Origin of the sequence: Streptomyces sp. NPDC000594 (assembly GCF_040299965.1) — a bacterium.
Lineage (GTDB): Bacteria > Actinomycetota > Actinomycetes > Streptomycetales > Streptomycetaceae > Streptomyces.
Map to the genome: position 1 here is coordinate 1 of NZ_JBEPCY010000039.1, position 13,096 is coordinate 13,096.

Consider the following 13,096-nt stretch of genomic DNA (forward strand, 5'->3'; position numbering starts at 1 on the left):
CCCGCGGCTGGTCCGGGGTCGAGCGGCCGTCCCCTCATGGCCAACCGCCCCGGTGCCGCATGGACACTCGAGTCCCAGCCCTGGAGCGCCCCGAAGGCCATCCGCCTGGTCAGAGAGCACCTCGCCCAGCGGGGCCGGCGCACCCCCGACAGCACCGACGAGGTCGTCCAGCTCCTTGTACGGGCCGCGGTGGCGGACGGCGGCCGGACCATCAGCCTGCACCTGGCGGAACAGAACCGCACACTCCTGGTCCTGGCCCTCAGCCACCAACCTGATCCCCCCGCCCTGGACGACTCCCTCCTCCCCGCACTGCACCGGCTCGGCGTCCTCAGCTGCGGAACCGAGACCGGGACCGACGGACGGCGCCTGTTCGCCGTCCTCCCCCTGACCCGCTGAACCAGCCCGGAACGAAAGCACTCCGCACACCTCGCCGTGCGCGGTGGGGCCTCGCCTCCGTCGACCTCGTCCTCAGCGATCCCCTCTTCCACTCCCACCGTGCGACCACCGACGCCACCGCCCGCGGCATGTTCACCGGCGCGCGCCGGGCACTGCGGCCCGGGGGCGAGCTGTGGGTCATCGGCAACCGCCACCTCGGCTACCACATCCGGCTGCGCATGCTCTTCGGCAACTGCGAGGTGGTGGCGAGCGATCCGAAGTTCGTCGTGCTGCGGTCGGTTCGCCGGGGGAGGGCGCGGCGCACGACTTAGGATCACCCCAAGTCGTATATAGGCGGGGGTAGTTGTCATGATGCGGTCCATGAAGGGCTTCATTCGGGGCGCGGTGCCGCTGATCGTGCTGGCGGTGGTGGTCACGGGGTGCAGCAGTGAGACGACGAGGACGGGCTCGCGTTCCGGTTCGGGTTCCGACTCCGGGTCGGGGTACGGCTCTGATACGGGTGCGGGCTCGGGGGCCGACGACGACTGGGACAGGGCTGTCAAGAAGCTGAAGGACGAGCAGGAGGCCGCGTCAGAGGAGGCGAAGGAGTCGTTGCGGGAGCGGGACGTCGGCCCCGAAGGCTCTGCCTGCACCCTGCCGGTGTCGTTCGATCCGGGCCGGTACTGGCACGCGAAGGCCGTCGAGGGCGCGGCGGGCAAGCCGCTGCGGAAGGAGTTCTCGCTCGTCTGCGAGGTGAACAGCAAGGAGGCCCACGTGCGCGGCACACTGCGCGTATGGACGGCCGCGACTGCGGGCCTCACCGCCGAGCAGGCGCTGAAGAGCCTGGTCGGCGATGTCGCCCCACGCCTGAAGCACGCGCGCTACACCTCGGTCCGCACAGGTGACCTCCCGGTCGCCGAGGTCGTCTTCACGGAAACCCCGTCCCCGGGCGGCGACCAGGACACCACCGCCCGCGCCTTCGCCATCCGCGCCCCGGACGGCATCACCGTCGTCCAGCTCGGCGGCCTCGGCGGCTCCGAGGACCCAGCCGCGCTCCCGGCGTACGAACGGGCGAAGAAGTCCGCCGGCCCCCGCACACACTGACCCCGGGCCCGGCCGAGGTGTGCATGCCACCCTGCCGGGGGAGCGCCCGAAACCGGGCCACCGACGCCCAGGATCCGCCGCCGGAGGTCGAGCCTGTCCTGATTGCACGCTGAAGACCACAGGGGTCGCCTCCGGCTGCACGCGGAGCAGCCGGACCGGCTGGCCGCCCTGCTCGGCATTGTTCCCGCCCGCCCGGTATGACGCTCCAGCACAGCGCCTGCTCCGGGTCGGTGAACCGGCCGCGCCGACCCATTCCCGGCAGATAACGTGTCCACAGCAGCATCCACAAGGAACGGGTCCGCTCGGATGCAGGTAAACGAAAACACCATGATCACGCGGCAACGGCCCAGGTCACGAAGTACCCGCCCCGCCCGCGCAGGGGTAGCTCGCGGGCCGCCGTCTCCGGCCGGACCGCCGAGGGATCTTCCCCGCCCACGGCCTCGACAATCTCCTCGGCGACGAGGCGATCGACGCCGTGGCCGGCATGGCCGCCTTCCTCGGCACGGGAGCCACCGCATGACCACCACCAGCACCGACACCACGGTCGGCAGCACCGAGGGGCTTAGCGGTGTCGACCTCGACCGGGCCGCGCTCATGAGCGCCCGCGCCACCGCGAAGACGCCACCGCGAAGACGCTGCCGCAGACCAAGCGCCATACCGGCACCCGGCGGCCCCGCGGCGACGGCCTTGAGAAAATCACTGGCGGCGGGCAGGCCCGGGCAAGAAGGCTCTCAGCGTGACCCTTCATGAGAACGAGATCCCTGTGGATGAGTCGGTCGTCCGGTCGTTGCTGCGGGAGCAGTTGCCGCAATGGTCCGCCCTTCCCGTCTCACCGGCCGGTGAGGGTACCGACAACAGGATGTTCCGGCTCGGCGACCAGCTCCTCGTGCGGCTTCCGCGCACCTCGGAGAACGCGAAGGCCGTGCGGAAGGAGCAGACATGGCTGCCGCGGCTGGCGCCGCACCTTCCCTGTCGCATCCCGGAGCCAGTGCACGCCGGTACCCCCAGCTCCGCATTCCCGTTCGTCTGGTCGGTGTACCGCTGGATCGACGGCGATGAAGCCGGCCGCCTGGGATCTGTCACCGATTGGCCCGGCTTCGGGGCCGAGCTGGCGGCGATCGTGCAGAGCCTGCACTCCATCCCTCTCATGGGCGCCGCTCGTCAGGGCGAGCTCAGCTGGTACCGCGGGGGTGCCCTGCAAGATTGTGACCGGTGGATCAGCGAGTACTTCGACAACTGCCGAACGATCGAGGGTCTCGACCTCGACCTCGCGCACCTGCGACACCTGTGGCAGAGTGCGCTCGCCCTGCCCGAGCCGTCCGGCCGCCATGGGTGGCTCCACGGAGACCTCAAGCCCAGCAACCTTCTGGTGCAGCAGGGAAAGCTGCACGCGGTCATCGACTTCGGAGCCCTTTCAGTCGGCTTCCCCGACGCCGAGCATTCGCCTCTGTGGGACCTTCCGCCTGGGGCCCGACAGGCATACTGGGACGCCATGAGCCTCGACGACGTGACCTGGCTGCGGGCCCGGGCCTGGGCCATCGCCGTCGGAGTCAGCGGAGTGTCCTACTACTGGGCCACCTATCCGGCATTCGTCGAGGAATGCCTGTCGCGTCTCCGAGCGATCCTGGAGGCTGCCAGTGAGCAGTGAACCAGTCCTGGACGGGGCCTCACCACGAGACCCGGTTCCACAAGAGCCAAATCGTTTGAGCATGACATCCGACTCTTTCCCGCATCATCTGTCAAACCGTCAGGGTGGAGATCTGCCAGCTGCCAACTCGGAAGGGACAGGACAGCCGGCCAGCGCCATCATGGTCAGGTGACGACATGGATGCGCTGCCACTGGGACGAGGAAGACACCTGGTTCTCCTTTGAGGTTGATGCCGAAGGCGGGGTGGTCCGGCAGATCGAACTCGAAGGTCCCGATCTGACCCCGATCGCGGCTGCCTCCCTCGCCGAGTGGCAGCGGGCCTATGACGCGGGCCGCCTGGATGAGTACGACAGCAGGTTCGGGATCACTGCCGAGCTGCCGGTCTCGGAGTGGGAAGGCCACGACCCCGAACACCTCACCTTTGAGGAATTCGAGGAAGTCTGGGGGTCTGCCCGCCGGCAGATCGCATCCCGGCCCAGCTGACCTCCCGGCCCCGCGGAGGGTTCTTGGCATCATCGCAATATGACCCCGCCGATTCCCCGCACCGTCCGAGCCGTCGACACAGCCCATCTTCTGGCCCTGGCCCAAGAGGCCGCCCGGCACAGCTTCAGCCAGCGGCTCCCGGTCGGCTGGCTCCGAGAGCACCTCGCCGCGGAGGCGACGCACTACCTGTTCCCCACAGTCGTGCAGCGGCTCACGCACCGTCCCGAGGTGCCGGTGCAGTGGAGGTGCCAGAAGCTGATGACCGTCAGCACCGGCGAACAGATCTGGGGTCTGCTCGACGTCCTTCCCGACACCTTCGACAAGATCCCGGAAACCCTGGACACGGCTGCCAAGAAGGACACCGTCAACTGCATCGGGCGAGCAGTGACCGTGAGTGAGTGGATGGAACGGATGGGGGCCGAAGCAGGTTCGTGAAGTCCCGGGTGGTGGTGGAGGCGGTTGGACAGTCTGAGGAAAGGACACCGCCTGAGACAGCCACCGGCCGACACGTCGTGAGACTGAAGAGGAACCCCCAGGTCACAGCGTCGGCGCATGACACCGAAAGTGAGAACCTACACGGGGATGTAGGACCTCAAAAGCCTTGGCAGAATCTCACGGCAGTTGGCAGATGGATGGCAGAAATGCCACTGTCGTGAGACTCGCAGTTGTCCTGGCGCACTGAAGCTGTCGGATTCTCATTGCGTCACGCGCTGAGCAGGGACGTTCGCCCCGTACGTGGGGTTTGATCTCATTTTCCTGCTCCGGTTCTCGCTGTACCTGTCACGATCGTTTTCGGCAGGTACGCGGAGCCGGGGGGATCTGGGTCTGGTCGATGTCGGGTGGGCTGACGGTGAGGGCGACGGGCTGCGGAAGTTCGTGCTGGAGGCTGTGTCCCGGGTTCGATTCGGAGCTCCCAGTGCGGCAGTTCACGTCGTACGGGCACCGCCATTGGAACCCAGGGCCTCCTCTACCAAGGGCTCTGCCTCTATCGAGGCCGCGACTTCCGTGAAATCCAGGGAAATGGAGAATCCAGGGCTGCCGCCTCCTCGAACGACCTGGCATTCCGGCAGGCCAACGGCTCGTCAGCTGACAGATGCACTTCGACAGGACAGCAGTTCAGAGGCTTCACTCGTGGTAGTCCGGGTCATGAAGTCTGTTTGAGACTGGGCTGTCTGGGCTGTGCTTCGCCTACAGCTACTCGTTCTATGGGAACGGCGATGGCGGGTACGACAGACCCGGAAGCGTTTCGGGTTTCGGGAGGTTTCGGTCGCGGATGCGGAGAAGCTGACCGAGTGGCTGGCAATAGGCTCAGCAGCAGACCCGGCATCGGTTAGGAGGCTCGGATATTGCGGCGTACGGCGTCGAGGTAGTCGGTGATGGCTCGGTGGTTCTTGGTGAGACATTCGATTTTCTCGGCCATGCGATCGCGTTCGCGTTCGAGCGTTGCGACCATGTCTGGCGTGACGTAGGGCATGTGGATCGTGCGGGGGGTGTTCAGGCAGGGCAGGATCTGCTTGATGATCCGTGTGGGTAGCCCTGCATCGAGCAGGCCTCGTACCTGGAGAACCCGGTCAACGACGTACTCCTCATAGTCCCGGTATCCGTTGGGCAGTCGATTCGCCTCGATCAGTTCCTGCTCCTCGTAGTAGCGCAGCAACCTCATCGGAGTCCGGGTGCGCGTCGACAGCTCACCGATCCGCATATCCCTCTCCTCGCCCTCTGTGGCTGGCGTTCTGTGACTCGGCGCACACCGAGTTGACCTTCACACTGATGTCACCCATCGATGGTAAGGCCATGACACGACCAGATACTCTGACACCTCGCTCGATGACGAACGCCCGGCTCCCGCTGGCGGGTCTTCTGGCCTTGGCCGCCACCGGGTTCATTACGCTCCTGACCGAGACGATGCCCGCCGGGATGCTTCCCGGGATGAGCCGAGACCTGGGTGTGAGCGAGAGTGCTGCCGGGCAGAGCGTCACCGTCTTCGCGATCGGGGCGATCCTCGCCGCGATCCCGCTCACCAAGGCGACGATCGGCTGGCCGCGCCGACACCTGCTGCTGGTGGCGATCACAGGACTCGCGATCGCCAACACCGTCACCGCGCTCTCCGAGAGCTTCGCACTTACGCTAGCCGCCCGGTTCCTCGGCGGCATCGTCGGCGGGTTGCTCTGGGCGCTGTTGGCCGGGTACGCGGTACGGATGGTTCTCCCACATCAGCGCGGCAAGGCAATGGCGATCGCGATGGCGGGCGCAATCGTTGCCCTGTCCGTCGGAGTTCCTGCTGCGGCGCTTCTGGCCAAGCTCGTCGAGTGGCGATACGCGTTCGGAATCATGACCGTCCTCACGCTCGCGTTGATCCTGTGGGTCGTCGCGGCGGTGCCGAGCTTCCCCGGACAGCCCAAGGGCTCACGGCTCCCGCTCACCCGTACCTTCCGCATTCCCGGCGTAGCGCCCGTGCTCCTCGTGACCCTCACGTTCGTGCTCGCCCACAGCATCCTCTACACCTACATCGCCCCGTTCCTCACGCCGCTCGGCATGGCAGGTCAAGTCGACGCCGTGCTGCTCACCTTCGGCCTGGTGTCGCTGGTGAGCATCTGGATCGCCGGAGCGCTCGTCCATCGGCACCTGCGCCTCCTCATGATCCTCGCGTGTGCGCTCTTCGCGACATGCGCGCTGCTGCTCGGCATCTTCTCCGGCGTGCCTACGCTCGTCTACGCCAGCGTGGCGCTCTGGGGGCTCGCGTTCGGCGGCACCTCCACCCTGTTGCAGACCGCAGTCGCCGAAGCAGCAGGCGATGCCGGCGATGTCGCCCAAGCACTCCTCACCACCGGATGGAACGTCGGAATCGCCGGTGGTGGCATCATCGGAGGCATCGTCCTCAGCGGATTGGATGCACCCTGGCTGAGTTGGGTCGCGCTCGCGCTGCTCGTCCCTGCACTCGCCACTGTGCTCACGGCGCGCGAACACGGGTTCACCAAGGGAGAACTCGGCAGCCGCTAAACCACCGCTGCCCGCGACCCAAGAAATGCCATGGCTTTGAGACTGTCCTTCAGGACCCTGCGGTGAGACAACGAGCAAAACCGAAGGTCACTAAAGATCAACATGTCATCGAAACCGAGACCCTACAGATGCTGTAGGTTCTCAAATTCTGTGTCATTTCCTCATTCGCAATGTCATCTGACTGGCCGAACTGGCGCGGGATTGAGAATCGCTGTGTCCTGTCGCATTGAAGCTGTCGGATTCTCACCGCTTCTCGTCCGCGGTGTCCGATTCTCATTGCGTCGCATTGCTGGGCGGAGATGTTTGCCCCGTACGTGGGGTTTGATCTCATTTTCCTGGCCTGGTTCTCGCTGTACCTGTCACGGTCGTTTAGGCAGGTACGCGGAGCCGGGGGTGGCGATGGATCTGGGTCTGGTCGATGTCGAGTGGGCTGATGGTGAGGGCGGCGGGCTGCGGAAGTCCGCGCTGGAGGCGGTGTCCCGGGTTCGGTTCGAGTCGGTGCTCCCGGTACGGCGGTTCACGTCGTACCGCGGGCAGCGGCACTTCACGGGCTGGTACTGGGCGGCGACGACTGAGTTGCTGGTGGGGTTCGAGTCGTGGCTGGAGCGGGACCGGGCTATGATCCTGGATCATGACCCATGGGTGGTGGGGCTGGTCTCGCAGCCGTTCCGGTTGACATGGCAGAGAGAGAAGCGCCGTGACAAGATCCTGGGATGCTGCGACTCACCGATTTCATTATCGACTGCCCGGACACGATGAAGCTGGCGGCTTTCTACTCCGAGGTGACGGGCCGTCTGATCAAGGAAGGCAGCTCCGAGGACTGGGCTGGCATCCAGTTCGGCGAGATCGAGCTGGCATTCATCCGGGTGGACGACTATCGCGCTCCGCAGTGGCCCGACAGCGAGCACCCCAAGCAGTTCCACCTCGACTTCGAAGTGGACGAGATCAAGTCCGAGCAGCGCCGCGTCCTTGACCTCGGCGCGACGCTGAGGCAGGACTTCATCGGCCCCAACGGCTACGGCTGGCAGGTCTACACCGACCCGATCGGCCACCCCTTCTGCCTGTGCCGTAACAAGGGCGTCATCTGGACCGACCAGGGCCCGATCTGGCCCAAGCGCGACTCATGAGATTCCGGTCATGGCGAAGTGCGACATCACGATCAAGCTCACCCCCGACGAGGCATTGGTCCTCTCGGACTGGCTGGAGCGAGTACAGATGACAGATCTCAGCCGCCTGGTCGACGATCCGGCTGCCTGGGCCCCGATCCACAAGATCGCGGGAACACTGGACAAAGCGCTCCCTGGAATCTTCACCGGCGACTACGCCGAACGTCTGGAAGCGGCCCGGCACCGTCTCCGGACGGCCAGCCTTGCCTAAGAGCGATACGGCTGAGCTGCCTTTGCCCACCACCAGCGCGCTTCCGTGAAAGCCGTGTCGTTTGAGAACGCCAGCCCGCGGTGTTCTCAAACGACACGGCAACCCAGCAGGTCAGCGGCCCACGATCTGTCAGTTGCACTGCGACAGGACAACGAGGACGACCTGCGGGGCGCGACGGCCACGGCGGCCGGGGAATCGGCGCCGGGCCGTTGGCGTGTGATTCTTCGAGTACGGGGGGAGTTCCAGCCGTGCCTGCGTGCCACCGCGCGCGCCTGGGCCAGAGCCCGGACGCCCGGCGGCGACGAGGAGGGATCCCGGTGACCCTCGGCGTCCGTACTTGGGGCATCTGGCACCCCACCGGCGAAGAGATCACTCCGCCCGGTGAGACCGGCGCCCGCCCCGCTGGAGTGGTGGCCCTCGGCCCGGGCCGCCGCAGTGTCCCTCCAGGCCCGTTCCCCGCAGGCCCCGGGAGGCAGGATCAACACCGACACCGAGCACCGGGCCGACGGGACCATGCCCCCCGACGCCCAGTTCTACGGCAACCACCGCTCGGTGATCCACCTGTACGCGGTCGAAGGCGAGCCCCCGGCGCCGCCCCCCCGTATCACCGGCGAGCCGTGCGCGGTGATGGAGTTCGGGCCGCGCGGCGACGTCCGCCACCGTCTCCTCCCAGCGCCGGGCCCCGGGGAGGCCGGATGTGACGGTCGCCGGGCGGCCGGTCCCCGCTCCATCCCACGGACCGCTGCGGGCGGCCTCGCCGAGCGGGTACGGCGCGGGGCCCGGGAGGTACCGAGGGGGACCATGCGGCGTGCTGGCGGCTCTCCGTGTCCGGCTACCCGCCCACCCAGGCCCGTCTCGTGTCCGGCCCCAGCCGGACACGAGGGCGCGGGCTCTGGCCCGGGGGCGCCGGCCGCTGACATCAGAATGCCCGAGGGAAAGGGCGAGGGAAGAGGTGCGCGGCCCGCTCTGCCATGCGCATGGACGCGGCCTGTATGGCAGTGCCATGGCCTGCGGATATGCGCTCATGAACCAGCGCTTCAACGCGGGGTTGGCATAAAGCGTGGGGCCCCGGCCGCCCGGGACGGTGCTCCTGTCACGCGGTCGGCCGCGGGCTGCCCTGTCGCTGGTAGGCGGGTGCCTTGACGGGAGAGGGCTGATTCACCAGGAGGGCGAGCCAGGTGTCGACATCCACCTTGCCGGTCACGGGCAGGCGCTGGGAGCGTTGGAAGGCTCTCACGTCCTCGGCGGTCGCTGACGTGAAGCGTCCCGACACCTCCGTGCCGTGCCCGGCGTTGTCGAGGAGTTCCTGCACGGCCCTCACCTCGAACTGCCCGGACCCGTGCCTGACTTCCTTGACGAGCTCCGGCCAGGTCTTCGGGCCCACTTTGCCATCGGCCGACAGACGCCTTCTCTGCTGGAACTCCATGACGGCGTCCTTGGTGTCCTGCCGGAAGAAGCCATCCGTGCGCACGGTGAACCCGTGCGCACGGAGAAGGTACTGAAGCACACGGCCCCGCGTGTAATAGTCCTCCGCGGCCATGTACAGGACCGGCCATTTGAGCGGACCCGTACCGTGTGGTGCGCCGTCCCCCGCGGCACCGGCCGCAGAGCCGCGCTCCGGCGAGACGTACCGTTCCTGGACGACCATCCCCGCCGCGAATGCCAGGGCGACGGCACCCGTGATCAGCACCAGGCGTAACCTGCGGAAGCCGGGCCGGCCCGGTGCCCGCGGTCCCCCGGACTCGGGAGCGTTGCCGTTTGTGCGCCCGGGTGCCTTGGTGACGCCCGCGTCATCCGCCGGCGCCGAACGCTGCCCCTTGGCGCCTGCGGTCTGACGACGGGCGTTCTCCCGCAGAGCCGTGTGGCACAGTTCCCGCGCCTGTTCGAGTTCCCCGGCCGGGGCACACAACAGAACATGGAGTGCCTCCACCACCCGCAACGGAACCGTCGACGGGCGGCTCACATTCAGATATCGCGACAGCGTCGTCTGGTCGACCCCCAGCTTCTGGGCCAGCGCCTGCTGCTTCGGCCGGGCGCTGCCAGGTGGACTCCCGGCCTCCTCCCACCACCGCCGCAGCATCCGCGCGAGCTCCCTGCCCGCTTCCCCGCCGAGTCCCTCGGCGTCCTGCTCCCGCCCCACCGTCCACGCCCTCCCTAGCCATATGCGGAACAGACGGGCCACGCGCATATCACCCGCATATAGGGATATCTCTGCACGTCAGATCTATGCATCGCGGCGCGCATCGCCGCATGCAATGGCCCCCGGCAGCGCAGAGCGTAGCGGCCCGTAACCCTGCCGGGACGGTCCTCCGCCAGTCGTCAACGCTGAGGCCCAGCCGGCTACCGGCCACGGACTGGAGCTCGGCCGTCGGTGACCAGGAAGAAGCCGGACCGGCGAATCGCGGCAGCCACCCTGGTATTCACCCGAACGAGTGCCCCGGCCCCGGACCGTCCCAGCAGCCCGGCAAGACCCCCGCTCGGGAACGCCTCGCTCCCCGTCCGAGGGCGGACAGGAGCCGGGTGCTCCCGCTTCTATCCAGCCCTCTGCAGGGAAACTCCCACCAGCACAGAGAGCCCCTCCCCAGCACTTGCCGAACATGACCCGGCCCCCGGGCCCGGCGTCACGAGGTACTCGTCCCACGACCCTCACCGTCACGACATCCCGTTCCGCGCCGCGGACGGTATCCGGCCCCTATGCCATGCACGACCAGGGGAACCACACATCGGCCTCGACCGGTCCGTCGCCGGACGACCGTGCCCGGGTGATGTGGCCGGAATCGCGACCGCGGTCTCGACACGGCACAGCCACGGGCCTAGAGTCCCCGCCCAACCTCCGGGAAGCAAGGAACTGTCCGAGGAGACCTCCCGTGAAACAGAGCATCGTTTCGCTCATGACCGCCGCCGTCCTCGCTGCCGGGACCCTGGCAGCCGGCGCCCCGGCCGCAAGCGCCGTCCCCGGGAACTGCGCCCACACCCCAACGACCAACCGCCCCACCCTCCAGCGGGGGAGCACCGGCGCAGCGGTCAAACAGGCGCAGTGCCTGTCCAATGTGTGGAACGGCGTCCCCCGGCTGACCGTGGACGGCATCTTCGGCGCGCAGACCCAGACCAAGATCAAATGGATTCAGGGGTGCCACGGCCTGACCAAGGACGGCATCATCGGCCCCCGGACCTGGAACGCCCTCTACAACCCCGCCCCCGATTGCTACGACCCCTACCCGTAGAGCCGGGTCGTCAGAGCGTCGGCGCTGCCCCCGGACACGATGCCCGACGACCCGTCAGCGTCGGCGCGAACCGCCCGGGAAGTGACCGCCGGATGTGAGCAGGCCCTCCGCCCGCCGGGCCTGGAAAGGCTGGACGCCTTCGCACGACCAGGTACATCGCCCGCCGTCGCCCCGCTCCGCCCCAAGGCCACGAGACCCTGCCTCCGGGGCTGGCGGCGTGGGTGGAGGGGTACGGCGCCGATTGGTCAGTGCTGCTTACGGGCGCCACGTGCGGCCCCCGTTACCTCCGTACGGTTCGACAGACCCAAGCGGCTTGCCGGGGCCCGCACCTTGCGGCCATCTACCACCAGGGCGTTCCCGGCCTGCTACACCTGACCACCGCCTGGAAACGCTCCGATGCGGGGTTGTGTCTCATTCCGGCTCGGAGGTGTCCGCCGCCGGTTGGGGGCCGTGTGGTTCATCCCGGGCCGCGAAGGCGTCAAAAGCCCGGGCGATCGTCTCGTCAAACTCGGTCTGAAGTGCGGCAGTCGCCTGCAGGTCGATCCCGGTGCGTACATCCTCGTCGGGTCTGCGGGTCGGTGCGTCCAGCCGCAGCTCCGCCGGAAACGGTGGCAGTCCAGCCAGCAGGGCCGCCAGGTTTGGATCCTCCATGGTGGCCAGCGACTCCAGTTCCGTCGCCCGGCCAAGAATCCGCCGCAGCTCGATCTCGATCGCCCTGAGGTCGAGTGTCTCGCCGGCCACCTCGACAACCCAGGAGCCATGGCCAAGTGCCCGCATCGGCGGTGGCGGAAAGACCGGCAACATACCGGCTTCCATCTCCTCGGCCGTGACGCGGGGGTGCTCGCCTGTCCAAGCGTCGAGGCGTTCGTCGAAATGCTCGCTGGCGTCCCGGACCCTGCGGTCCAGGACAGGCGATGCGTCATCAACATCCAGTAGGGCGCAAAGCCGCTCACCACGGAGTTTGCGCCGGTCGTAGGTATTCTGCGCGGGCCCGGGACTCTTCGGCCTGCCCCTGTCCACGCCGACGGGCTTGAGCATCTTCGAGACCTTGGCGCTGAACATCAGGAAGGTCTCCAGCGGGATCCAGACCAGCGGGTCCGGGGGCGTTTGGCCGGCCCGCGTTCGGATTTCCAGAAGCGCGATCTGCGCGTATCGGATGTCTCGCGCCAGCCAGGTCAGGTATACCCGCTGGGCCCACTCGTCCCAGACCAACTTCTCAGTCACGGCGACCATCCTCCACTCGTCCGGTGCTCGACGGCATCCGTCCCCGACCCGGCCCTCGCGCTCGACCGCATCTCCCTCCCCTTCCGCCTCGGCGCCGACGACGACCAGCGCCTCTTCCTCCGCTGGCACCGCCGCTCGTACCCAGCCGCCAAGGTGCTCCAGAGCATCATGGCCGCGGCCAGCCGGTCAGCCCAGCGCAGGATCCCAACAGAACGGCACCGTCCACCGCAGCGGCCTCGGTCACCTCGAAGGTGCGGATGAACGACGAAGGTCACCGAACCACCGGCGGCCATCAGACGGTTCCGTACGCGATTCCGGAGGCGGCCGCGGGTCCAGATCGGTATCGGTGGCGGCCCGTCCTCTGCGGTCGGCCCGGACGCTTCGCACCGGCCGCACCGGCCGCACCGCCCAGAGCCCCGGCCGGGATGTACGCCTGCTGCGGGCCCGCTTCGGCGAGGCCGCCCCATGCAGGGCGTGACGATGCGACCGACCGGTCGGCATCGGGCGCATAGCCGCAGGTCAACCTCTCTTCATACGCGGTCAGGCCTGCATGCATGAACGGCCCGCCGAGCGCTCTGGTGACACCCCCTGGGCCTCGGGCAATCTGTGAACCGGGCCCGGCGCGAACGCCGCCCCAAACCTCCTCTCCCTCACGCCCCCT

13 protein-coding genes and 1 pseudogene are annotated in these 13,096 nt (G+C 67.8%); 11 read left to right on the forward strand and 3 right to left on the reverse strand.

The features are described from left to right. The 6 genes and pseudogenes from ABT354_RS32645 to ABT354_RS32670 form a co-directional block, all read left to right on the forward strand. Positions 1-396: hypothetical protein (locus tag ABT354_RS32645; protein WP_351500545.1), on the forward strand; the 396-nt coding region annotated here is incomplete at its 5' end. 56 nt (positions 397-452) lie between these two features. Continuing rightward, positions 453-707 (forward strand): annotated as a pseudogene (locus ABT354_RS32650) (methyltransferase); the annotation flags it as partial. Positions 708-756: 49 nt separating this feature from the next. Continuing rightward, on the forward strand, positions 757-1,479 hold the full coding sequence (locus ABT354_RS32655) for a lipoprotein (RefSeq protein ID WP_351500547.1): 723 nt from the start codon (positions 757-759) through the stop codon (positions 1,477-1,479). Positions 1,480-2,215: 736 nt separating this feature from the next. Next, positions 2,216-3,127, forward strand: a complete 912-nt coding sequence (locus ABT354_RS32660) for an aminoglycoside phosphotransferase family protein (protein WP_351500549.1) — start codon at positions 2,216-2,218, stop codon at positions 3,125-3,127. A 180-nt stretch (positions 3,128-3,307) separates the two neighbouring features. Beyond that, a complete protein-coding gene (locus ABT354_RS32665; RefSeq protein WP_351500686.1) occupies positions 3,308-3,610 on the forward strand; it encodes a hypothetical protein in 303 nt (100 codons plus the stop codon). A gap of 39 nt (positions 3,611-3,649) precedes the next feature. Continuing rightward, positions 3,650-4,045, forward strand: coding sequence for a hypothetical protein (locus ABT354_RS32670; protein WP_351500551.1), 396 nt, complete (start codon positions 3,650-3,652; stop codon positions 4,043-4,045). An 895-nt stretch (positions 4,046-4,940) separates the two neighbouring features. On the opposite strand, the gene ABT354_RS32675 is transcribed toward ABT354_RS32670, so the two are convergent. Continuing rightward, on the reverse strand, positions 4,941-5,312 hold the full coding sequence (locus ABT354_RS32675; RefSeq protein ID WP_351500553.1) for a MerR family transcriptional regulator: 372 nt from the start codon (positions 5,310-5,312) through the stop codon (positions 4,941-4,943). Positions 5,313-5,437: 125 nt separating this feature from the next. Between ABT354_RS32675 and ABT354_RS32680 the strand changes: the two genes are divergently transcribed. The 4 genes from ABT354_RS32680 (at position 5,438) to ABT354_RS32695 (ending at position 7,987) form a co-directional block, all read left to right on the forward strand. Further along, positions 5,438-6,610 carry an MFS transporter gene (locus ABT354_RS32680; RefSeq protein ID WP_351500555.1) on the forward strand — a complete coding sequence of 391 codons (1,173 nt, stop codon included), beginning with the start codon at positions 5,438-5,440 and terminating at the stop codon, positions 6,608-6,610. A gap of 393 nt (positions 6,611-7,003) precedes the next feature. Continuing rightward, the gene (locus tag ABT354_RS32685; protein WP_351500557.1) at positions 7,004-7,369 is read left to right on the forward strand and encodes a hypothetical protein; all 366 of its coding nucleotides are present in this window, start codon (positions 7,004-7,006) and stop codon (positions 7,367-7,369) included. Next, positions 7,324-7,737, forward strand: a complete 414-nt coding sequence (locus ABT354_RS32690) for a VOC family protein (RefSeq protein ID WP_351500559.1) — start codon at positions 7,324-7,326, stop codon at positions 7,735-7,737. The genes ABT354_RS32685 and ABT354_RS32690 overlap by 46 nt, the downstream gene beginning before the upstream one ends. Before the next feature lie 10 nt (positions 7,738-7,747). Beyond that, positions 7,748-7,987 carry a hypothetical protein gene (locus ABT354_RS32695; protein WP_351500561.1) on the forward strand — a complete coding sequence of 80 codons (240 nt, stop codon included), beginning with the start codon at positions 7,748-7,750 and terminating at the stop codon, positions 7,985-7,987. 1,093 nt (positions 7,988-9,080) lie between these two features. On the opposite strand, the gene ABT354_RS32700 is transcribed toward ABT354_RS32695, so the two are convergent. After that, positions 9,081-10,127: a peptidoglycan-binding protein gene (locus ABT354_RS32700; protein WP_351500563.1), complete on the reverse strand. Its 1,047-nt coding sequence runs from the start codon at positions 10,125-10,127 to the stop codon at positions 9,081-9,083. Between the two features lie 727 nt (positions 10,128-10,854). On the opposite strand from ABT354_RS32700, the gene ABT354_RS32705 reads away from it, so the two are divergent. Next, positions 10,855-11,211 (forward strand): peptidoglycan-binding domain-containing protein, encoded by a 357-nt coding sequence (locus ABT354_RS32705; RefSeq protein ID WP_351500565.1) that lies wholly within the window; start codon positions 10,855-10,857, stop codon positions 11,209-11,211. Positions 11,212-11,622: 411 nt separating this feature from the next. Here ABT354_RS32705 and ABT354_RS32710 read toward each other — a convergent pair whose 3' ends face one another. Further along, positions 11,623-12,435, reverse strand: a complete 813-nt coding sequence (locus ABT354_RS32710) for a hypothetical protein (protein ID WP_351500567.1) — start codon at positions 12,433-12,435, stop codon at positions 11,623-11,625. Positions 12,436-13,096 lie beyond the last annotated feature (661 nt).